The organism is Paenibacillus sp. J2TS4 (assembly GCF_018403245.1).
Lineage (GTDB): Bacteria > Bacillota > Bacilli > Paenibacillales > NBRC-103111 > Paenibacillus_L.
The window spans coordinates 248,449-271,054 of the sequence record NZ_BOSH01000003.1 but is presented as its reverse complement, the minus strand read 5'-3'; the positions used below and the strand labels follow the sequence as shown (position 1 = coordinate 271,054).

Sequence of the window (22,606 nt, the reverse complement as noted above, 5' to 3'; positions counted from 1 at the left end):
CCCTGCGTGCGCTGTGGCGATAGCATGGCCCGCCCGCCTCATCCGTTCGCTTATTCCAATTTCGGAATAAGGATCGTTACCTTCGTCCCTTCTCCCGGCCTGCTTTCGAATGTAACACCGTAATCCTGTCCGAAATAAAGCTGTATTCTTTCATGGACATTGGCAATTCCGATACGCTTGCGCTCCTTCGTTCCCGAACCGCGCAGGGCAGCCGACAATTGCTCGGGGGTCATCCCGATTCCGTCGTCCATCACCTCGAAGACGATATGATTGCCTTGGGGTTCCCCGGTAATCCTGACCGTCCCCATACCGTACCTGTTCTTGATCCCATGATAAATCGCATTCTCGACAAAGGGCTGCAGGATGACTTTCAACGTCTTGAACATCGTAATTTCAGGGTTCATTTCGATGCGGAAGTTCAGCTGATCCTCGTATCTCATTTGCTGAATGCGCAAATAGCTGCGGATATGCTCGACTTCCATCCAAATAGGGATAACCTCGTCGTCCCGGTGGATGCCGATCCGCAGCATCTTCGCCAAGGAAGACGTCATCCACACGACCTCCTCATTCTTCTTCGCCTCCGCCATCCAGACGATGGAATCCAGCGTATTATAAATAAAATGAGGATTAATCTGCGCTTGGAGCGCCTTCAACTCGCTTTTTCTTTTGAATTCCTGTTCAGCTACAATTTGCTTCATCAATTTTTTGATTTCCCCAACCATCATATTGAAGGCTCTGGCAAGCTGGGCGATTTCATTGGTGCTGGCCATTTCCGTAACGACGTTAAAATTACCCTGCTCCACTTGCTTCATATCACGGGTCAGACCGATGATCGGTTTGGCAAGACGATGGGAGATCGCCATGGAGCAGATCAACACGACAGACAAGGCAATGAGTCCCCACAGGAAAAAAGAGAGCCGCATCTCCTCTTCGTTAGTAATCAATTCATCCGTATAGGATACGCCGACGATTTTCCACCCATAGCTTGTATCCTGGACCGAATAGATGCGCTTGCGCCCCTTCTCCCTGATCTCGAAGCTTCCGTCACTCATTTCAAGAACCGGCTCGATGGCTTCCTTCTTCAGATGGCTGTAGATCAACTGCTGGTGCGGATGATACACAATGCCGCCTTCCTTATCGACAATAAACACATACCCTCGTTGGCCCAGGTTCACTTGCTCGCAAATTTCCTGGATGACACTAAAGTTCAGATCAACGAGAAAAATACCTTCACCGGTCATCCCGTCGGCCCCTTTGATTTCCCGGCTTAACGATACGACCCAGCGGTATTGGTTTTGTAAAATATTTTGAACATGTGTCGTTGATATAACTGGAGGACCGCCGGATTGCTTCGCGTCGGCATACCAGGCTTGCTTCGTAATGTCAGCGTAAGGATTCAGATTCGTTACTCTGCGATCCGTCACAAATCTTCCGTTATATCCGAACACCATGATCGAAGCTATATCTTTTCTCGTAATCATAATTGATTGGAATAAATCATAAATTTTCTTCTCATACGGTCTGCGGTCGTCCTCGCCGATAAAGCTGGCGCTGGAGATATAATGCCGGACTTCCGGGTTGTTCAATACGAGCAGCGAAATGTTCTCCATATTGGTAATATAGGATTGAATATTGCTGTTCACCTGCTTAATCAATTCAGAAACACTGACCCGCACATTGCTCTCTACCGCCTGCTGAGAAAGACGGTAGGAAATCACACTTGTCACAAGCGTTGACACAATAATGAGACAAGAGAAAGCGAAAGCAATCGTCGCCCGAATGCTCCTGAATTTATTCATATCGTTTAGGGCTCCTCCGTCTTTTGTCGCGGTAATCGGTAGGCGATTCTCCCGTATGCTTTTTAAATAGGGCACTGAAGTAATGAGGATCCTTATAGCCAACCATGTAAGCGATTTCATATTTTCTTAATGAAGTCTGCGCCAGCAGCTCCTTTGCTTTTCCCACACGAATTCGCGTTAAATACTCCACGAATGTTTCCCCTGTATACTGCTTGAAGGCGGAGCTGAAATAGCTTGCGCTCATCATGACATGCCTGCAAATTTTTTGTATGGACAGCTGCTCGTCATCATAATTCTCCTCGATATATTGAACGGCGCTCAGCATCTTGCCCTGAACGCCTTCCATATCGATGATGCAGATCGATTGGTTCGTGCCGAGCAATAACCGGTAGACCAGAGCGGTACAAGCACTCTTGTAGCTGCTTGGCAGCTCAGTGGTCGAACGGGCACACCTGCCGACACCGACAGTTACGGTAAAGCTTAAATAGCTTTCCACCGATTCGCGGATTCCTTCTGCCAGCGACTGGGCGGCCTCGTACAGCATCTTGCCTTCATTTCCCGACAAGAGAATGACTATTTTCTCCTCCCGGGTGCGAAAGGCAATCCCGTGAAAGGGCCTCGCCATTTCCTCCACAATGTTAAAGCAGGCAAAACGAAGCAATTCCTGCTCGAAGCTCGACAGGCCGACCGCTCTCTCGCCAAAATCATCAATATCGATCACCAGCACCAGATAATCCGGGTGCAGCGGCGGGAGCTGAAAATAACGAAGGCGTTCATCCAGCTCATGGGCCGGTAATGCCGAGGTTACCGCATGCTCCAAAAATTTTTCCCTCAGCAGCGGCAAGCTTTGATTAAGCTGCACCTGCAGCAACGTTAAATCTTCATGCCGCTTCTTCTCTTCGTCCATCACCTCCTTGATGCTGTGCAGCAATTGGCGCAGCTCGCTGGCTGTAATCGGTTTCAAAATGTAATCGTAAACTTTCGATCGAAGAGCCTGCTGCGCATAATCAAAATCATCGTACCCGGTCAGAAGCACCACTTTAATAGAAGGATAATTGCGTTGAATATAGGCACATAATTCCAGACCATCCGTATAAGGCATGCAGATGTCGGATAGAACGACATCCGGTCTTTGCTGTTCAATGGCCTCAATGGCTTCCCGACCGTTGGCATAATCACCAAGGAAGGTATATCCATGCGCCTTCCAATCAATACATTGCTTGATGCTCTCGCGGACCAGTTTCTCGTCATCCACAATCATGATGTTGTACATTCACATCCCCTTCCAACCATTGTTATTGTTGTAACAGCATAGCAGACGCGTGTACACCAGAATACCATATTTGGAAAAAACATGACATCGATAAGGACATTTCATTGCTCTTTCGTTTTCGAAGTTGGGGCTGGGTATTGCCAGCCCAGATGATCCGCTATTTCTAGCCAAAGTAAGCCCATGGCTGAAGCGCGTTCCCTGCAAGCTGCGCGAGATGATCAGTAATTTCATGCTTTCCTTCATCCCGATTGGAAAATATGTTGTATAATAAATGAAAACTGAAAGGGGGAGATGATTGATTATATAAGACCGGCGGCAACGATATTAGCAGATGAAAGGGGGACTTATTATGCGGAAGACCAAATTCTTCGTACTTATAATAATGATGTGGCTCACCATCTTAACCGTCTGGTCCATTAACAAAGTATCCACTTCAATTAATAATAACCATGCGGTAACTGTCAGCGGCATGCTGGACAAGCCGCAGCAATTATTTGCGATTCCGATAGATAAAAATACCGTCTGGATTATTGATGCAAACGATTACACCTACATCAAGGTCATTACCCGTGACCAGGAAGGCTTTAATATTTCACAATCCTTTATGTCTTTGAACAAAGAGTAGGATTACATAAATAATGGAAAAGAGACCTCCATGCCATGCGGAAGGTCTCTTTTCTGGCCAGCGCTGCCTCTTCCTCCTAACCCGCTTCGCCCTCAAAACGGCTCAAATTCTAATAAAAAACCAGCGTCTACCAAAAAACTCAAGCTCCTGGCTTAACTAGTCGGATTTTCGCCATCCATCTCAGGATGTCCTCATATACTTCTTCCCGGCCGATTTCATTCAAGATTTCATGCCGCATTCCGTCATACAATTTCATCTCGATATTACTCAAGCCTGCCTTCCGGTAGGCATCATACGCCCGCTGTACCATCTTGCCGTATCGGCCGACAGGATCGTCTTGACCGGAGATGAAATAAACCGGCAAATGGCTGGGGGTCAACCGAATCTTCGCCGGGTCTGTAATAAATAACAAGCCATCGAACATGTCACGAAAGCCTCCGGCCGTAAATATGAACCCGCACAGTTCATCCTGCAGAAACAGATCCACCTCTGCCTGATCCCGGGATAGCCAATCCTGCACTGACCTTGCCGGCTCAAACCGTTTATTGAAAGGGGCGTACGTCAGCTTATATAGTAACATGCTGCGGTGCTTGATCCCTTTCCTGCGGATTTCCCGGTTCGCCAGAAGTCTGCCCGCCTGCAGAGAAATTCTGTCATGGTGAGCGGTTCCGCTGAGGATCAGTCCCGCCAATTCCGATCCGAATCGGATCGCATAATGGCGAGCCAGAAATGAGCCCATACTATGGCCAAACAGAAAGATGCTCATAGCAGGATGCTCCTCGCGAATAAGCTCCGTGACCTGATGCAAATCTTCGACCATTCCGTTCCAGCCGTCCCGCTCTCCAAAATATCCGAGATCTTCCTTTCGGGAGACCGACCGGCCGTGCCCTCTCAGATCACTGGCATAGACGATCCATCCCCGTTCCGTAAGAAAATGGGCAAAGCGTTCATAGCGGTTAGCATGCTCGCAAGAACCATGGACGATTTGCATGACGCCGTATGCCTGTTCCCCTTCATCCGGCTCCCATTTATATACGTGGAGGTTGTTGTCCGTCCATTGAAGCTGCGTACTTCTCATCCTAATCCCCTCATAATTATGGATTTTTTAAGAACTTGAAACACTGAATAGAATTGTAAAACGAGCAGGAGTTGCAATTCTAGCAAAAACCCTAAAATTGTCAGAAACGTGTCTCTGGCAACATATTAACACGAATCCCGAGCCCTGCCCAGAACCAAATGATGATCCCAGGGTAACCCATTTGAATGAGAGGAGATTTTTCTGACCCAAAGGGATAACAGTCAAAAGAACAGAAAAATGGCTACCAGGTACAAAACGAGACGAGAATAATCCTTTTTTAACTTTTCATCTGCCCTTGTAAACTATAATTTCAATGACAATTCCCAAAACTTTTCCTCCATTTTTCTCCAATCTGCAGTATGATAGACAAGAACGAGTTTTGCCATCGTCAGCAAAAAATCGAAGCTTATTCAAACAAGGGAGGTCATAACAATGATCAACAAAAGACGATTGGGACGAACGGGACTGCAAGTAGCCGAGCTCGGCTTCGGCGCTTGGGCAATCGGCGGGACTTCGTACGGCGAAGTGAAAGAACAGGACGCCGTCTCTACCGTTGAGGCTTATTTGGAAAGCGGCGGCAATCTGATTGATACCGCGCGCGGTTATGGACTAAGTGAGAAATGGATCGGGAAAGCATTGGAGGGACGGAACCGCGAAGAAGTAGTCCTTATCACGAAGTCGGGCAATTCAGAAACAGCCGAACGCATTCCGAGGATGTGGCAGGATCTGGAGACCTCACTGACCGAACTGAAAACCGGTTACGTCGATGTCCTGATGATGCATCTTCCGTCTGAAGACCCGGCTGTCATGGAGTTGGCCATCGGGGAAATGAAGAAAATGAAGAAGCAAGGATTGATCCGTCACATCGGCGCCTCCATTAAAGGTCCTGCGGTCACGGACGAGACGGTCGCCATGTGCCGCCAGTATATAGCGCAAGGAGAAGTAGATGTATTCGAAACGGTGTACAGCGTTCTCCGACAGAAGCTCGACTACGACGGCATCTTCGAGACCTGCCATCAAGCGGGAGTCGGGCTGGTCATCCGCACGGTGCTCGAAAGCGGCTTCCTTACCGGGAAATATGCGGTAGGTCACCGGTTCGCCTCAACGGATCACCGCAACCGCTGGAGCGAGAAGGCGCTGGACACCATCCTGCAGTCCGTCTCCGACTTGCGGGAATGGATTCCGGAGGGGACGCCCGATCTGTCCGCATTCAGCATACAGTTTGTCTTGGCCAACCCGCATTTATCCACTGTTATCGTCGGGGCCAGAAATCCCGGGCAGTTGTTTGACAATCTGCGTGCCGCTTCTCTGCCTCCCCTCCCTAAACCGCTGTTAGCCCGGTTAAAGCAATTTGGCTACCACAAGACAGAGCTCTACAATCTATAAAAAACAGGCGGATCGATCATTATTTTATTAATTGTTCCAGGCTCTTGAACTCATAGCCCTGTTGCCGGGCATCATCGATGATCCGGCTTAATGCGGCCGCATTGTCGCTGGAGATGGAATGGAGCAGGATGACCGCCCCGGGGTGAAGCTGGGATATCACTTTCTCGTAAGCATAGCCTCCGCCCCTCTGGGCGTTAACATCCCAATCTTTATAGGCGACTGACCAGAACACATTGGTATACCCCAATTCTTTGCTGATCCCCAGCATCCGGTCGTTAAAGATTCCCCGCGGCGGGCGCAAAAATTTCATCTCTTTTTGTTCCGTCAGTTCGGCAACTTTCTCCCTGACCTTGTCCAATTCGCTCTTGATCTGTTCTCTGGAAATTTGCGTCATATCGGGATGGCTCCAGGAATGGTTGCCTATCACATGGCCTTCGCTGACCATTCTCTTAACCAACTCGGGCTGATCCTGGACAAAATGCCCGGTGACAAAAAAAGCAGCGGGAACCTGCCTCTCCTTTAATATATCCAGAAGCTTGGGGGTAAAGCCATTTTCGTAACCATTGTCGAAAGTCAGATAAAGCTCTTTCTTCGTCGTATCCCCCAGAAAGATAGCGCCATGCTTTTGCACAATGTCCTTGAATCCTTCCTGATCGATAGAAGGCAGTTGCCCGTTCTTGCTTTTCTTAAATCCAAAGTGATGCACTCCTCCGGGTGACGCCTCTGCCTGGAAAGGAAAAATCATAAGCGTTATCAGGAAGAATAGGGCCGCAAACCGTTTCATTCGTTAAATCACTCCAGTAAATGTGTATTTGAACGTTGGTTCCAGCCTTTATTTTTGTCCGGTTGACCAAGATTCATGTACTGGATAAGCGTGTAACATAAAAAAACTTCTACCGGAGCCCTGTAAATCTCCCACAAAGCATGACCTGGCGGCCACCATCGGGGATGAAAATTTTGACGTTGAGCCAACTTCGTTTATTAATCTTCTAGCGGCAACCCTTCTATAAGGCAGCTTTTCATGTATAACAATTTTTGTTTACTCCTTTTTACGCTGTGGTGATGAGAAAGCCTGCAATTCTGCATGCTTTTAACCGTAGGGTCCCATGTCCGCAGCAAAGCCTGCAAAAATACATCTTTATTCTCGTTTCAAGGGAGATTGGGCCGTTTAATACGGAAATTACTGCATTATCGCAGGCTTTTCTCTGGAGTGTTCGGAATCGGTAAACCTTCCTCTACTCGCGGCCGCAATTTATATTCCTGCCCAGACGTCCTTGGCAAGACGGCCCTCATCTTCCAGACTTTCCAGCCACTTACGGGCTTCCTCCGCACTTGCTTGATGAACTTCCCGGTAAGCTTCCTGTAAAGCGAGCTCGACCTCCGGAGCCATTCTGCTTCCGTCTCCGCATATATAGAGCCTTCCTCCATGGTCGAGCAAATCGATGATCTCCCGCGAATTTTTCAACATCAGATGCTGGACATAGGTTTTTGCGGTCCCTTCCATTCGGGAAAATGCCGTGTGGATGCTCACGATTCCTTCCTGCTCGAACTGCTCCATTTCCTCACGGTAGAGCTGGTCTTTTTCATTGCGACAGCCGAAATATAAATGAGCCTCACCCAGCTTTTTGCCTTCTTTCTTTAAAACGCTGCGGGCTTGCAGGAAACCTCTGAACGGTGCAATCCCCGTTCCCGGCCCCACCATAATGACAGGCGTTTCCGGGTTTTCCGGCAGTTGAAAACCGGAGTCGGGCGAGCTGACGAACAGGACGATGGGATCTCCGGGCTGACGCTTGGCCAAATAATTCGAGGCCACGCCGCGATATTCGCCGCGTCCGCTCTTGGCCGGTCCGCATACGACGCCGACGGTAATGCTTGTCTGGCCCGGCTGCGTCTTGGGAGAGCTGGAGATAGAATAATACCGCGGTTTAAGCGGCGGCAGCAGCTCCACAAACCGCTCAAACGGCAATTCGCAAGCCGGATACTGCTCTAACAATTCGAGCATCGTCAGACGTTTGTCCCATACTTCTTCCTTGTAGGCTTCCTCCTCCAGGAGGGCCTCCAGCTCCTTCTTATGCGGCGGGCAAACGGTAAATGCGGCCAGCTCACGAAGCTGGGCGCGCGTAGCCGCTTCCTGCAGCTCCACACTGTGGCTGAGCAAATCATATACTCTTATCGGACGGTCGAGTGGTAGATGAACGGCACTGCGTCCGCTTGCGCTTATGATAAGATGGTCGCCGGCATTCAGACCGAATCGCCGAAGCACACGCTCTACCAACTCGGGCTCGTTCTCGGGGATAACTCCAAGGTGATCCCCCTCTTGGTAAGCTGCGCCTTCCGGCAGTGAAATTTCGATATGGCGCGTGCTCCGCTCGCTGCCTTCTGCTTGCAGCTCACGATTTACCGTTATGGAAGCAAGGAGCGCATCGTAGCTGTCGGCGATCGGAGTTCCGACAAGACCGCTGACGAACCGCATGGTGAGCGTACTTCGCTCCTCCTGCGGAATGCTGATGCTCTCCAGACCGAGAGCACTGAGCACTTCCGGCCATATCTTCCCGCCCCATTCTTCGACCTGCTTCTCGAAGTCGCCGCTGGCATCCGCTTCCCCGCGGATAGCTAGCCGTGTCGCCCCCCGGGCCGCGAGCAGCTCGTCAATAAGCCGGGGAACCTGCTGGTAAGTGCTGGCCCAGTTATGATCTCCGCATCCGAACACCCCATAGCGCACACCCTCCAGTTCGCCGGGCTCCACTCCCTCGAGCCATTGCACAAATTCGCGGGCATTGCTCGGCGGCTTCCCATTATAAGAGGCCGAGATGATGAAGACCGCCCCCTCTTTGGGCAGCTTGCCTACGCGATCATTCAATGGAGCCACCTCGCTGCGGAAGCCCCAATAACGCGCAGTATCCGCAAGCTCTCGTGCAATGCCTTCCGCCGTGCCCATATTCGATCCGTAGAGCACAAGCAGCGGCGTATTATGGGCTTCCACCGCAGGCTTCACTGCCTGCTCGCCCTGCTTCTCCACCGGGGCCGCTGTCTCCGCCGTGGAGAAGGTATAGGAAACCTGTCCGCCCCGGGGGCGAACCCGCAACGTGAAACCTTCCGGCTTTAACGTCAAAGTTTCCTTCGCTTTTAACTGATAATTTGTATGGTCTATAATCTCAAAATGCTTGAGCACCATTCCCAATACAAGCGTTGCTTCTTGAAGAGCAAACTGCTGACCGATGCATGCCCGCTGACCGTTCCCGAACGGCTTGTAGGCATGGTAAGGAATTTGGCTCGGATCCGCGAATCGCTCCGGGCGAAACTCCTCGACATCCTCGCCCCATACAGAGGTATCCCGATGAAGTTTAGGGATTAGCACGTTCACGCTGTCGCCTTTTTTCAATGGATATTTTCCGGCCAGCACCGTATCCTCCTTGGCGTACAAGGAGAAAGCCGGAGCGGTTGGCCACAGCCGAAGCGATTCATTCAGAATCATCCGAATATATTTGAGTTCACGAACCTGAACATAGCTCGGAACCGGATCGGTTAGAACACGATCCACTTCTTCATAAGCCTTCTGCAGCTTATCCGGATTTTTCAGGAGGAAATACAGCGCAAAGGATAACAGCCCGCTTGTCGTCTCGTGCCCGGCTATGAGGAATGTAATGATCTGGTACCGGATGTTCTCATCGTCCAAAGAGGCTCCCGTTTCCGGATCCTTGCCGCTCAGCATATGCGCGAGCAGATCCTCCCCTCCTTGATAGCCTTGGGCTTTGCGTTCGGAAATGATTTTGTCGACCAGGGAGAACATCGCTTGAATATCGTGCTTGTATTGCCGCTTGGTAATCACCATCAGCTTATCCTGAATGCCGAGGCGCTGCAGCTGATTCATGGCTTCGCCCAGTGCCCGGACCATGCTTGTAATGAAAGGATGCGGCTGTTCCCGATAGAAGCTGTTGAATCGGTAATTGAATCCGCATAAACCGATCGTATCCAGCGTCAATCGAGTCATATCTTCGGGTACGTCTACACTCTCATCCGGGTTCAGGCGCGCCCATTTCTGAATGAGTTGGAGCGCAATATCGACCATCATGCCGTGATAACCGCGCATGGCCGTTTGGCTGAAGCTTGGCAGCAGAATATTGTGCGCTTTCTGCCAATTAGGCTCATCCGTCTCGCTTGTGAACAAGCCGTCTCCGGCGAAAGCGCGGACTTTCTGCAGAGGTGCCCACACTTTCTTATCGAATCGGGACTCGTCACAAGCATCGGCTACCAATTCGTGGCTGGATATAAACAAATCCGACCGTCCGGGCAAATCCATTCTGAAAACAGGCCCATATTGATCCGCCAGCTTGACCAAGGATTGGACCGGGCTATCCAGATCCAATAAGGGAAGATTGCCAAGCGGTCCGAATGTTTTGGGTTGTGGAATCGTTGTTGTCATGTGCACTCTCCTCCTGATACAGGTTAGTATGGAACTGGTATCCTGGGGGTATTCAGCTCCACCCATTTACGTCCGAAACGGAATGAATATTCATTCCGTTTCGGACAAAAAACTTCGCTTATTCAATGAACACGAATCGCATTCCAGCAGCATTCTTCAATTTGAGCCAACAAACCGGGCGTTTCTTCCAGTGCGCCGGCCTTCATCATTTTAAAGAGCTTGACCATCGCTCCATAAACCATGGCGATCAGAGCATTCGACGGCAACGGGCAAATAATCCCCTGTTTTTTGCCTTCATCAATGACACCGCGAATTAAATCGAGAAATTGTTCAAACATCTCTCCGCTACTCTCATCCAGGAAAGGAGCGTCCGAATGAGATGCAATGAAAGTTAAAGCCTGATCATGAGCGCCTGCATATTCACTGATACAGAAGAAAATATGTTTAAAACGTTCGCGAATCGGCGCCGCATCGGGGGGCACATCTGTCAGCAGAGTATTGGTAAGCTGCTGGATGCATTCTTGAAACAGCGAGTTGACAAGGACTTCCTTGTTCGCAAAATAGCGATAGATGGTGCCGGCTCCCACCTGTGCCTGATCTGCAATCGTAGGCACCGTAGTCCCGTCGTAACCCCGTTCGGCAAACAGTTTTAAAGCAGCCTCCAAAATATCCGTTCTTTTGTTTTTAGACATTTTACAGTCCTCCCAACACTCGGAATGAATATTCATTCCTCTAAAATTAATTTATATTATTGATGCAAAATTGTCAAGAATGTTGGAAGGCCTCGTTGAAAGTCCTCCACTCTGATCAATATTTCCTTCCCTCCCTTCACATCCGACGCATTGCCATTGTTCATCGGGCCGTCTCGGCAGAAGAATCGTCACCCCGCGAACTTCTTCATTCGATTCGATGCGAACCGTTAATGGACCATCCTCCAATAAATCCACCTGGATTTGCCTGCGTGTCCGGAACCATTCCGCGATTTCCTCACTCGTCCACCATTCCAGACCCAATTCGTTCCCGTATCGGCATAGCTCGACGAGAAAATCACAAGCAGGAGTTTCATCCGAGCCGCCAAGCGGGATCGCTTGCTCCAACGCGCATTCCATTCGGATCTTCGCTTCCCTCACACCCGGTACAGAAAGGATATCGCTGGCTACCGGAGTTAAGCCGGTTAAAGCAACTTCACTTTCGTGTGGAGGCAGGCTGGCCGGATCCATCGTCCTCATACGATTGCTCCCCTAACCAGACAGCTGCCGCTTCCACCTCAGTCGCTGTAAGCTGATGACCGTGGCGCTCCCAATGAACCGTTACGTTAGCGCCCGCTTCAGTGAGCAGCTGCTGCAGCTCTTCTGTTTCTTCAGCCGAGCAAATCGGATCATTAACGCCTGCGCCGATAAAAATGGGGATTCCTGTTAAAGCAGGCAGCTTTATTCCCCTCCGTGGAACCATCGGATGATGAAGAATGGCTCCTTGCAGCGCATCTTCATAATGAAAGAGGAGACTTCCCGCCAGATTAGCCCCATTGGAATAACCGACGGCTATCAACCGGCTCCGGTCAAACGAATACTTAACAGAAGCCTGCTGCAGAAATTGGTAAACTTCTGTTGTTCGGAAGATCAGGTCCTCCTCATCGAACACCCCTTCCGCCAATCTTCTAAAAAAGCGCGGCATTCCGTTCTCGAGCACATTCCCCCGCAAGCTTAAGACGGACGATTCGGGGGATATTCGCTTGGCCAGCGGCAGCAAATCGCGCTCAGTTCCTCCGGTTCCGTGAAACAATACGAGAGTTGGCGCCTCAGGGTTGGAGCCTTGCTCAAAAAGATGTCTCATCCTTGCCTCTCCTCCAATGCTCTGACTTGAATAGGGACTAAATTCGCTTCAATCTGAGACCGGTACGGTTCAAACCATTCCGGCAGCATTAATTGTTCGCCCAATGCTTCCGGAGCTTCATCTCGCGTAAAGCCTGGAGGATCTGTCGCGATCTCAAACAAGATGCCGCCGCCTTCACGGAAATAGATCGCATTAAAGTACTGCCGATCAATAACAGAAGTCGGCTGATAGCCTTGCTGATCGGCCAGCGCGCGCCAATCGGCATGCTCTGCAAAATCGTGTGCGCGCCATGCGATATGGTGCACGGTACCGGCTCCTCCCGCCCCCATCGCTACGTCGGACAGCGGAACATCAATAATGTTGCCGAGCTGACCCGTCGCTTGGTACCGGGTATACCCGGTATCCTCGCCTACTTTTTTCAAACCAAGCGTATGCTCAAGCGCTTTTCTCGTCTCAGCCGCATTTGTACTGAACAGAATCGCGCCGCCAAAACCTTTGATCGCCTTCTCTCGTGGAATACCGTCGAACGACCATTCGCTGTTCGGCCCTTCCTCCCGTTCGACAAGCTCCAATCGCAAGCCTTCATTGTCCGAGAATTGCAAGTATTCTTCTGCAAACCGGGTTTGCTTCATCGTGGAAATTCTAAAGCCATGCAGGCGATTTTCCCAGAAGCCGAGCGTTCCCGGAGGAACGACATACGTGGTCACTCCAACCTGGCCTCCCCCCACTCGCCCTTTGCGCGAGGACGGCCATGGAAAGAAGGTGATGATCGTTCCGGGATTTCCCGCTTGGTCCCCGAAGTAGAGATGATACACTTCGGGAGCATCGAAATTGATCGTCTTTTTAACAAGCCGCAAACCTAATACTCCAGCATAAAAATCGACATTCGCCCGCGGATCTCTGGCAAAAGCAGTAATGTGGTGAATCCCTGCCGTTTGTAAGGACATAAATCCTCTCTCCTTTTTGTTTATTCTTAAATGATCCAGAGGCCTTCTTGCTAAGGTTAGCTTTTCCTCTCATTCGTTACTTAAATCATCAACCGAGAGCGGAAGCTAGCCAGCTTATTGAAGCAAAGAGTCTAAAGAATATGAGCCTGCTCCGATCAAGGCGATGCCGATGACGACGACACCTATTAATTTAATTTCAAGAATCTTGATTTAAAGATATATGACAAAAAAATAAAGAACTTAGTTCGGTAAATTTTCTTATTTAAGCCTGACCAGCCTTCTTTGACGCCGGAGCTAGCCTCCCTCGGCCCCTTTTCCCAGTTTCTTAAGCAGCCGGGTCGCTTCCCGCTTTTCTTCGAAGGAAAGACCATTTGTGATAGAGACAACGACCCCCACATGTTTTTGGAAAATACCGGAAAACCACTCCCTACCCTCTTTAGTCAATTCCGCGTAAATGACTCTCCGGTCTTCGTCGCAGGGAATCCGTCGCAGAAGGCCCTTCTTCGCCAGCTTATCGATATTATAGGTTACACTTCCGCTAGTGACCAGTATCTTCTCGCCGATTTGCTGAAGAGGAATTCTGCCTTTCGTATACAGCACCTCGAGAATCATAAATTCGGAAGGGGATAAGCCATATTGCTTCATGTCTTGAACCGCCCGATCCATAACGGTTTTATAAATTTTGGACAGAACGATAAATAACTTAAGAGAGTCGGTGGAGTAGTTACCTGCTTGATCGATAATGCCTGACATTGGACAATCCCCCCTTTCAAACATCTTGAATTTAATTATCTTGAATTTAAGATATAATAAAAACCTTCCTTTGTCAATAGTCTAATTATCTGGTGGTTCATACAAATTACGCTTAAATAGCAGCATCATAGGTCATTTTAGGGATTTGTAAAAGCTCTCGGGCATAAATTGATAAGAATGAGACCCAGGAGGTGACTTATGCGATATCCTGTTTATAATGTTCCTCCGTGTCCCCGCTGCGGGACGCCTAGCACACGGTTACCTTGGCCTTATTGGTCATGGCATGGATATTCAGCCCATGCATTCCAACCTTACCCGAAGTATGCGATAAATCCCGCGATTCCAATGCATGAAGGCTTCCGGGTTCCGGAGGAGCATGCCGGAGGACCGGAAAGTTCACAGGGTAGGCCGCCTCAGCCTCAACTGATTGACTGGTCTGCTCTGTATCCGAATGAAATCATCCTGCACGGCCCGGCGGTGAAGAAAGTTTCCCTAACCTATGACGATGGACCGGATGATAGGTGGACCCCACAAATTCTCGACGTGTTAAAAGCTCATCAGGTGAAAGCGGCCTTTTTCTGCGTCGGGTGGCGAATTCAGCGATATCCCGATGTTCTCAAACGCATCGTACAGGAAGGGCATATCGTAGCCAATCATACATGGAATCATCCTAATTTGACCAAGCTTCCCGTGAATGAGGTGAAGAATGAAATTGTGCGGACCGAGGATGAAATTAATCGTTTGGTAGGACGAAGAACAGCGCTCTTCCGTCCCCCGTATGGCGCGCTAAGCGACCAGGTGGTCAAAACTATCCTGGCCATGAATTACAAAATCATCCTGTGGGACGTCGACAGTCTTGATTGGTCCGGATTAACAGCAGAACAAGTTGCCACCAACATTCTTTCTCATGCTCATCCAGGCGCAATTATTCTACAGCACAGCGCCATTGGCATAGGAGGGAGCCTGCAGAATACCGTTAACGCCCTTCCTTATACAATTGAAACACTGAGAAAACAAGGCTATTCCTTCGCCACCCTGCCGGAGCTGCTCGGCATTCCCGCTTATAAGGAATAAGTTGTCGCTTGAGGGCTGCCGGGGTATTTGTTGCGAGCTACATTGTTGGAGGACATTTCTAGGTTACTTTGCTGTGGGATACATAGGGGACATTGCTAGGTTACATTGCTGCAGGATACCTTGCTGGGGGCTATTCAGTTGCAAGCCGTCATCGCTTTCGACTATTATCCCCTTGGCTCAGGATAATCCACTTTACCAATACGAATACTTTCCATAGACGGGAACCCGACTTTCTGACCCAACGGGATACTGCCCATAGACGGGGCTCGACTTTCTGAACGAACGGGATACTGCGCAAAGGACAAGTGCCTCCCACCACAACCGAAGGAGCCAACAGAGCGACTGGCGCAATCGTGGTCAGCCGCTACTCTCATAGCGCTATGAAGCCAAGCCGAGTGCTTGAGAAAATGCGAGCCGGTAGCGTTGCGCTGTGCACCAAACTGAACTTGGGAGATTCCCGCGTGGCCAACTGGATATCGGTCAAAAATCGTCTGGCTTTGGTTCAAAAAAGGAAACATCATCGACATAAATGACGTCTTTCGTTCCAGCTGTACTGCCGACAATAAATGACACTCGATCCACTGTTTCCAGCCATTCACTGCGTTTCGGAATATTTCCTATAAATAGATTGTTAATGAATAATTTCGTGTCACCCAAACCATTCGCCTCTACCCGGAATTTGTACCAATTATTGGTCGCTATCGTGCCTGCGGGAGCGAGAGGGTGAGTAGTATCTGTAAAATAGTTGACGACCCCGTTTGCACTGACGGATATCTGATAGACCACTTCCTTCATACTATTAAGAGACCATAGTAACAATCCAAAACCTCTGTCTAATACTTTTGGATAAACCTTCATTTCAAATACTTTAGTAGCTGTTTGTGTACCGACAAGCTCAACATTTCCCGCACTTGTAGAAAGATTATCAGAAATGCTGAGCACATTATTTTGATTCATTGTTGCAATACTTGCCGCTCCCGATATCACGGTAAAGCTGGTAGGAAGACCCGTCCCTTCAAAGGTGATAGGGTCTATCACATCCATTACAATCGTGACATCAACCTGAGAGTTAAAGGTGATTCCATTATTTGAAGCGGTTACGCTGATCGTCGCCTTTCCAAAAGTATTTCCGCCCGTTATGGTTCCGTTTGTGGAAACTGTTGCAATACTGGGCGCACTACTTCCATACGTAAACGAAACACCGTCTGTTACCTCTTCTCCCAAACCATTATTTGCCCACGCAATGAGACGAGTCTGCTCATTAGGCACTAAATTCGATTTCACCAATTTATACGCCAACTCTGTAATGATGCTATCATCAATAACCTTGACTTGTCTTGATACAGGATGAGTAACTCCTTGATAGGTAATCGCCGCTGTAATAATTGCGCTCCCTGTCCCAACGGGTGTAAGCAATCCATCAGCATTAACTGTTACAACGCTTGTATTATCCGAAGAATAAGTTACGGTATAATCTGCCTTCGGGATCATTCTTCCATCTTGATCTAAAACAATGACATGAACCGATTCCGTGCTGTTGCTTGATGCAATTTGGTCAATGTTGGATCCGATCATTGCTTTGCTGAAATTTCTTGTACTTGATATTGATGTCGAAACATTAACAAACCGATACTGGGCTTGTAGTGAATTATACATGGTACCGTCACTTTCCACGATGGGTTTCCCACAAAAAACAAGAGTACTTAAACCTGCATTTCCGCGAGTAAAGGTATCTTCCGGCGTATAAATTGTCCCCGTCTGCTTAGTCCAGGTTACACCCGAATCCGCGGAAACCCAAGAAAATGCTTCGACGGAGTTTTCGTCAATTCTTGAACCTACGATTGTATAGTACAGTCTACCGTCGATCAGTTGCGCCATATTTCCGTTTTGAGGAAATTCTGTTGATTCATAGTACTCTGTGAAAGTTGCTCCATTATTCCGCGAAATTCTCATGCCTTCCAGCCCATCTAATATGTGGAAAAATCCGACTGCACGTAAAAAGGGATACCCTGTAAGTACAACTGTACTTTGTCAGGATATCCCCGTGAGTATCGGATTCTAGCACCTTATGTGTATCAGCTTCAAGCCATGTATACGAACTTTAAATTCGGCTAATGTCTATTTCTGTTTTATTCCATACTTGCGATCAAGGCTTGCGCATCCGCAGCCAGCTTATTCTTTGCTGCTTCGGATATTTTGTCCTGATGAGCTTGATTGTTCATATGCTTCAGAAAATCGCCGAGGCTCTTCACCGCATGCGTGATATGCCCTTTGTCCCAATGATGCCTTGCTTGCTTCAGGCTGTTGCGCAGTTGGTTCGTAAGCGGCTTTGTTACATCACCGGAAGAAATATACTCCTCCAGCTGCCAGGCTATCGATTCTAATGTAACCGGTGCAGGAAGGGAAACCATTTCATGCGTCAACGGAATGACGAACGATGCGCCTGGAGCCACATCGTAAACGTAGCCTTTGCTAAAGTCATTCACATCGACAAAGGAACGTATAAGGGTTATGTCGCCCAGCTGGATGCTGTATTGATTTTCACCAAGCGCTTCTATTCCCCTCACTTGATAGGCTGCATTGCGAATTTGGTCATTCTCAGCAAACAGCCATTGGCCAATCAAGTCCTCCGGCTGCTTCCCGGACAAGTCCATCGTCACCACAAGCTCATTGCTAACCGATAGATCGCGGGTAAAGTCGGTGACGGTTCCGGTCAGTCTTGCCTGACCAGGCTCCGCCTCGGAATCAAGCGGAGTGATGGCCGCTCCATCATGCACATATCCATACTCCTGCTCACCATCTACTTCGGAATAGATTCCAAAGAATCCTTGGAATCGGAACTTGCCATCGACGACGTACTCCAGCTCGCTATTCAGAGAGTAGATGATGTAGTCTGTCCGTCCGTTATCCAGTGTAACTTTGACGGCTTGCACCGTATTCTCATCGGCTTCATTCTCTCCTTGGCGCACAACCGCCTTTTCTATAGCTTGAACAAACCGGCTGCCTTTGTAAGGCTCGATGACCGAAGTAAATAAGCTGTCCAGATCAGCACCCGTGCGGTGTCCAATGAAATAGCGGATCTCCTTCGGATTCCCCGGCTTATTGTCCGGAGGCAGCCCATTGGCCAGCGCCGCTTCATCCAGCGAAGTCATCATCGTAAGCCGCAGGTGGACATCGGTATCCGCCCCAGCTCCGCCTCCGTAGATGTTCCACGTATCCTTCACATTCCAGTCTATGCTAAACGGCTGCTGCGGATTCTGAGCCCGGTCCACATCCTTCAGCCAGTGGAAGCCGCTGCCCATATAACCGGCTCCTTCCACATCATCCACCCGTTGACCAAGCGGCACATCCGCTCCGGCATAAGTACCGACATACTGGCCGTTGGCATCGACTTGAGGAACAAGCTCCAGTCCTTCGGTAGTCACTGGTCCTTCCATACTGTGGAAGCTGAAGTGATGGTCATTGCCGCCTTGGACTTTAAAGAAGTCGACGATATAGGAGTTCTCCTCGTCCACCTTGATCATTGCAGACGTCCGGCGATATTGCGAAGCCTGCGGGTAGACCTTGGGCGCTTCTACATCAATCAGCTGCACTCTGCCGCCGTTCAGATCTGCGTGCTTGGGCAGGGAGACAACCTGCGTGTTCATCTTTCTTTTATTGACCACAACCGTATTATGACTAATGGTGTTGTTCATCCACTGCGCCCGATGCATATCTACCGAATCCGCAAATTTCGGATAGCCAAGATCAGGCAGCAGATCAAGGCCAAAAGCGTGAATACCCAGATTGAGCGTATCCCGGTGCCCGTGCCCGGACGAAATTCCATAATACATCCACATTCCACGCTGAGTATCTATCGGTTCCGGAAGAGTATCATCCTGAGGATCCTGCAGCCGGAGCTCGGTCACTCCCATCTTATAGTTGCTGGCTCCGTCCGTAATTCCACTGTACCGGAATGAGATTTGATGCTCACCCGCTTCCAGTGTCATGGTGGCCAGCAACTCCAATTCTTTGGAGGAACCGAAGAAATCTACTTCTTTTACAAATTGATCATCAATATATACGTTATATCTGGCATAGGTAGGCGCGCGCCACGGACGCAGAAGCACTTCAAATTCCCCTGCCGTTTCTACAGGAAAAGCGAAAGTGATCGAATGCCCGGGCTCGGTAGCTTCCAACTGGACCGTAGAGTTGGAATCGAAGATTTTATAGCCCGTTGAGCTTTCGGTAACATCCATATCCATAAAGAATAGGCTTTCTCCGTATTGCGGAGCCGTTTTAATGCCGTCGCGCAAGCCCGCAAAGCCGAAACCGGACAGGTTCGTGCTTCCCAAATCAAGCGGTCCATACTCCTCAATAATGGCTTCGAGATCCTGGCCGATTTGCTCCGGATTTTCTGTAAACACATCACTATGAATACCGGAAGCGCGGTAATTATTCAGAAAATAGGCTAATTGGGCATAAATCGGATCCCGGTATACTTCGTAGGCCCTGATCATTTGCGCCAAATCCAGGACATGTACCGGATTCCCTGCCGCTGCCGTATCTCCGATGGAAGGAGTATACCGCTCCAGCATCGTTAAAGGATACATGGCCGAGAACATTTTGCGGAACTTCACATTCTGGTATAAATCTGCCTCCGGATACTTATCGTATCCCTCCAATATATTGGCGACCTCCAGATAGGACGAGATCCATAAGCGGTTATAACCGGGGGAGCCTTCATTGCCATGGCCATCCCGATCGACTGTATTGACAAGGCCAGCTAGTATATTACCGCCTGTCACCCGGTACGGGTTCGATAACAGCCCTCCGCTCTGGAAGTTAAAATCCAGCCATTCCTTTGTTTCTGGCAGTGTATCATACACGACCGCGGCCAAGGCCAATGCACTCTGATGGAAGCCGTTATTGCCAAAAATATTCGCGTTCTGAATATTCGGATACACTTCCTTCAATATTCCGTCCTCAATATTTTTGTGAATGCCTGCTGCGGAATCCTTGAAGGAAAGCCTGTACTGCTCACCCTTTTGCTGTAAAAATACAAGAACCTCGGCCATCACTTCCGGATCCTCCATCGCCGGGAAGAAGGCGTCATAAGCTTTAACAAACTCCTTCACCAGCCCGGTTTCCCATATCGATCCGACCGCCTTGCCCCCGGCTCTTCCCCCATCGGAATGCCAATAGATCGACCGGTCAAATACCCGTAAATCCAGACTCGGGTAAACGTCAGCGATCCGGTCGAGCAGAACAATCCCCGCCTGGGCATACTGTTTATCGCCAGAGAAAATATAGGCATCCCGCAGCGACTTCAGAGCATCCACCACGACACCGTTTCCATACCAGAGATGCCAGTGTGTATAATACGAAATAAACGTATAGTAATTCCCGTTATCATCTATCCAGCCATAGCCGTCGTCTACTCCCCAGGTTTCTCCCTTCTCCGGGTACAGCTCATTGACTAAAAATCGAGGGTCCGCCAATTCTCTACGGAAGATGCCCTGTTCATCCAAGCCGCTCTCATAATAAGACTTGAAATCATTCGTCGGGTAGCGATAATTATTTCCATTCTCGTCTACCGCGCTCGGATCGATCAGCTTCCACGGCTCATTGAACGGATCGGCCTTGTAGGGGTAATTCCCCCATTTATCAATTTCCTTGCCGGACACCGGACTGCCTAACGGCTGATTCACCGCATAGCTTCGCGGCAAGGTTTGGGGCGGAACCGCATCCCACAGAAAATCCCATCCAGCATCCACATATTTAGCAGCCGCTGTAACTGCTCCTGTCCGGTAGCTCTTGGCCCAATCGTATTGCTCTACATTAGTTCGAGCGTTGGCCACCTTTTCTTCGGTATAAAAGGTGCTGCGGATTTTAGAACTCATTAACTCCCCTACTTCCACAGTGACCTGATCGGATTGGGTGATACCGGCAAAAGTGACGTTCACAGTAATTACCGCAGTTCCGGCGCCGACCGCCTTAAAAAACCCATTGTCTGTTTTCTTCTGTAATACTTGCCCATCACTGCTTGTAAATTCGATCTCGGCATGGGATAAGTCGGCTTCCTCGCCATTATCCAGCAGCCCCTCTACCGAAGCCTTCACATATTGAGATTCCACCGGAGCCCCATCATCGAGACTAAGCTGCACACTCTGAAGATGACTATTCGTAACCTCGATGGGCAATTCCGCGCTTTGGGTAATGCTAGCCAATGTCACCTGAGCATGAATATTGGCCGTTCCCAGCTTTAATCCGGTTACTTGGCCAGTGTCGTCCACACTAACCGTCTCCGGGTCATCACTTTGGAACTGAATAACGGCCCCCGATAAATTGGCGTCGGCTCCACTGCTTAATTTCCCGCTGACCCTGAGCTGTCTTGTCCCCATCAACGGTAATGGGGCCCCGTCCAATTCCAATACAACGCTCTCCAATTTAGCATTCATCACCTGAATCCTTATGGCTTGATCAGCTGCCAGCCCATCCGCCTCAGCCTGAACACGAATGTAGGTCGAGCCTTCGGCCAAACCGGTTATTAAACCGCTTTCATCCACACTCGCAATTTGGCTGTCATCGCTAGAGTAGGAGAGATTGACCTGATGGACCGGTGTTCCGTCTGATTTATAGACGGCTGCAAGCACACTGGTCGTTTCATTACTTAGCAGTACTTCCTTGTCCGTCGATGCCTCCAGATGCAAAGCAGGAAGCCCCTGCTGTTCAATTAGAGTAAATTGATACGGATACAAGGAATAGTTCGATCCCTTGTCCGCATGCTCGTTCCGTCCCGTTACTGTAAAGGTAAGGGTGTGCGTCCCTTCGGTTAAATAGACCGTTTTCAACGGAACGCTAGGTCCGAACATACTTCCCGGGTCATAGAAATCGTACTGCCCGATCCGCTCATCATCGATAAACAAATCTCCGATTCCTGCAGCCTTGTAAATATAACCTTGAAAATTAACCAGGTAATAGCCTGTCTTCGGAACATCAAGTTCGAACGATCGGGATTGCCCGACCGCATCTGCCGCAATCGAGGTTCCATATAAATCCACTTTACGAGTAATCGGCTTTTCGTTAATGTCTCCCAGCACCCGGATATTCGCGTTTCCGGAATATGCATCAATAAACCTATAGGTGCTTTCCATCGGTTGTTCTGCTGCCTGTGCTTTAGATAGGAATGAAGCAGCAAATGAAACGGGGAGCATTGAAACAACAAGTAAAAATGTAAGGATAACTGATAGCTTGGCACTTAACCGTTTATAAGCATACGAACCCACACTTGTCGCCTCCTACATAAAGTTTTTGGATTGAAAAAAATAATTGACCTCCTTTCATATATTTGAAAGCGTTACCAATATCATCCTAGTTGTTTTTGCTGTCAAAATAAATGGTAATATGATGACATTCCATAGTAATATTTTAAC

General features: G+C 49.2%; 14 protein-coding genes and 1 pseudogene. 3 read left to right on the top strand and 12 right to left on the bottom strand.

Annotated elements, in window-relative coordinates; translation table 11 throughout:
- Nucleotides 1–50: 50 nt before the first annotated feature.
- On the bottom strand, nt 51–1,799 hold the full coding sequence (locus KJS69_RS08540) for a cache domain-containing sensor histidine kinase (protein ID WP_213583309.1): 1,749 nt from the start codon (nt 1,797–1,799) through the stop codon (nt 51–53).
- Entirely contained in the window at nt 1,792–3,072 is a 1,281-nt protein-coding gene (locus tag KJS69_RS08535; protein WP_213583308.1) for a response regulator, read from the bottom strand. The genes KJS69_RS08540 and KJS69_RS08535 overlap by 8 nt, the downstream gene beginning before the upstream one ends.
- 349 nt (nt 3,073–3,421) lie before the next feature.
- Here KJS69_RS08535 and KJS69_RS08530 point away from each other — a divergent pair, with 349 nt between their 5' ends.
- Nucleotides 3,422–3,697: a hypothetical protein gene (locus tag KJS69_RS08530; RefSeq protein ID WP_213583307.1), complete on the top strand. Its 276-nt coding sequence runs from the start codon at nt 3,422–3,424 to the stop codon at nt 3,695–3,697.
- A 139-nt stretch (nt 3,698–3,836) separates the two neighbouring features.
- On the opposite strand, the gene KJS69_RS08525 is transcribed toward KJS69_RS08530, so the two are convergent.
- Nucleotides 3,837–4,775 (bottom strand): alpha/beta hydrolase, encoded by a 939-nt coding sequence (locus tag KJS69_RS08525; protein ID WP_213583306.1) that lies wholly within the window; start codon nt 4,773–4,775, stop codon nt 3,837–3,839.
- A gap of 432 nt (nt 4,776–5,207) precedes the next feature.
- Here KJS69_RS08525 and KJS69_RS08520 point away from each other — a divergent pair, with 432 nt between their 5' ends.
- Nucleotides 5,208–6,161 carry an aldo/keto reductase gene (locus KJS69_RS08520; protein WP_213583305.1) on the top strand — a complete coding sequence of 318 codons (954 nt, stop codon included), beginning with the start codon at nt 5,208–5,210 and terminating at the stop codon, nt 6,159–6,161.
- Nucleotides 6,162–6,180: 19 nt separating this feature from the next.
- On the opposite strand, the gene pdaA is transcribed toward KJS69_RS08520, so the two are convergent.
- The 7 genes and pseudogenes from pdaA to KJS69_RS08485 all read right to left on the bottom strand — a co-directional run bounded on the left by pdaA (nt 6,181) and on the right by KJS69_RS08485 (nt 14,117).
- Nucleotides 6,181–6,945: a delta-lactam-biosynthetic de-N-acetylase gene (gene pdaA / locus KJS69_RS08515; RefSeq protein WP_213583304.1), complete on the bottom strand. Its 765-nt coding sequence runs from the start codon at nt 6,943–6,945 to the stop codon at nt 6,181–6,183.
- Nucleotides 6,946–7,413: 468 nt separating this feature from the next.
- On the bottom strand, nt 7,414–10,584 hold the full coding sequence (locus KJS69_RS08510; RefSeq protein ID WP_283777449.1) for a bifunctional cytochrome P450/NADPH--P450 reductase: 3,171 nt from the start codon (nt 10,582–10,584) through the stop codon (nt 7,414–7,416).
- Between the two features lie 122 nt (nt 10,585–10,706).
- A complete protein-coding gene (locus KJS69_RS08505; protein WP_213583302.1) occupies nt 10,707–11,276 on the bottom strand; it encodes a TetR/AcrR family transcriptional regulator in 570 nt (189 codons plus the stop codon).
- 345 nt (nt 11,277–11,621) lie between these two features.
- A pseudogene (locus KJS69_RS29625) lies at nt 11,622–11,795 on the bottom strand (flavin reductase family protein); the annotation flags it as partial.
- On the bottom strand, nt 11,770–12,417 hold the full coding sequence (locus KJS69_RS08495) for an alpha/beta hydrolase (RefSeq protein WP_213583300.1): 648 nt from the start codon (nt 12,415–12,417) through the stop codon (nt 11,770–11,772). The gene KJS69_RS08495 and the pseudogene KJS69_RS29625, both read right to left, overlap by 26 nt.
- Nucleotides 12,414–13,364, bottom strand: coding sequence for a ring-cleaving dioxygenase (locus KJS69_RS08490; protein WP_213583299.1), 951 nt, complete (start codon nt 13,362–13,364; stop codon nt 12,414–12,416). Before KJS69_RS08490 ends, KJS69_RS08495 begins: the two co-directional genes overlap by 4 nt.
- Before the next feature lie 294 nt (nt 13,365–13,658).
- Complete coding sequence (locus tag KJS69_RS08485; protein WP_213583298.1) at nt 13,659–14,117, bottom strand: MarR family winged helix-turn-helix transcriptional regulator; 459 nt, start codon at nt 14,115–14,117, stop codon at nt 13,659–13,661.
- A gap of 198 nt (nt 14,118–14,315) precedes the next feature.
- Between KJS69_RS08485 and KJS69_RS08480 the strand changes: the two genes are divergently transcribed.
- Nucleotides 14,316–15,191 carry a polysaccharide deacetylase family protein gene (locus KJS69_RS08480; RefSeq protein WP_249730431.1) on the top strand — a complete coding sequence of 292 codons (876 nt, stop codon included), beginning with the start codon at nt 14,316–14,318 and terminating at the stop codon, nt 15,189–15,191.
- A 480-nt stretch (nt 15,192–15,671) separates the two neighbouring features.
- On the opposite strand, the gene KJS69_RS08475 is transcribed toward KJS69_RS08480, so the two are convergent.
- Together KJS69_RS08475 and KJS69_RS08470 are read right to left on the bottom strand one after the other, a co-directional pair.
- Nucleotides 15,672–17,144 carry an Ig-like domain-containing protein gene (locus KJS69_RS08475; RefSeq protein WP_213583297.1) on the bottom strand — a complete coding sequence of 491 codons (1,473 nt, stop codon included), beginning with the start codon at nt 17,142–17,144 and terminating at the stop codon, nt 15,672–15,674.
- Nucleotides 17,145–17,320: 176 nt separating this feature from the next.
- Nucleotides 17,321–22,459 (bottom strand): FIMAH domain-containing protein, encoded by a 5,139-nt coding sequence (locus tag KJS69_RS08470; protein ID WP_213583296.1) that lies wholly within the window; start codon nt 22,457–22,459, stop codon nt 17,321–17,323.
- Nucleotides 22,460–22,606: the final 147 nt, after the last annotated feature.

Coding starts and splice junctions, on each gene's coding strand:
- KJS69_RS08520 (WP_213583305.1), top strand. CDS start 5,208: ATGATCAACAAAAGACGATTGGGACGAACGGGACTGCAAGTAGCCGAG.
- KJS69_RS08475 (WP_213583297.1), bottom strand. CDS start 17,144: ATGAGAATTTCGCGGAATAATGGAGCAACTTTCACAGAGTACTATGAA.
- KJS69_RS08480 (WP_249730431.1), top strand. CDS start 14,316: ATGCGATATCCTGTTTATAATGTTCCTCCGTGTCCCCGCTGCGGGACG.
- KJS69_RS08490 (WP_213583299.1), bottom strand. CDS start 13,364: ATGTCCTTACAAACGGCAGGGATTCACCACATTACTGCTTTTGCCAGA.
- KJS69_RS08540 (WP_213583309.1), bottom strand. CDS start 1,799: ATGAATAAATTCAGGAGCATTCGGGCGACGATTGCTTTCGCTTTCTCT.
- KJS69_RS08495 (WP_213583300.1), bottom strand. CDS start 12,417: ATGAGACATCTTTTTGAGCAAGGCTCCAACCCTGAGGCGCCAACTCTC.
- KJS69_RS08535 (WP_213583308.1), bottom strand. CDS start 3,072: ATGTACAACATCATGATTGTGGATGACGAGAAACTGGTCCGCGAGAGC.
- KJS69_RS08525 (WP_213583306.1), bottom strand. CDS start 4,775: ATGAGAAGTACGCAGCTTCAATGGACGGACAACAACCTCCACGTATAT.
- KJS69_RS08510 (WP_283777449.1), bottom strand. CDS start 10,584: ATGACAACAACGATTCCACAACCCAAAACATTCGGACCGCTTGGCAAT.
- KJS69_RS08505 (WP_213583302.1), bottom strand. CDS start 11,276: ATGTCTAAAAACAAAAGAACGGATATTTTGGAGGCTGCTTTAAAACTG.
- KJS69_RS08530 (WP_213583307.1), top strand. CDS start 3,422: ATGCGGAAGACCAAATTCTTCGTACTTATAATAATGATGTGGCTCACC.
- KJS69_RS08485 (WP_213583298.1), bottom strand. CDS start 14,117: ATGTCAGGCATTATCGATCAAGCAGGTAACTACTCCACCGACTCTCTT.
- pdaA (WP_213583304.1), bottom strand. CDS start 6,945: ATGAAACGGTTTGCGGCCCTATTCTTCCTGATAACGCTTATGATTTTT.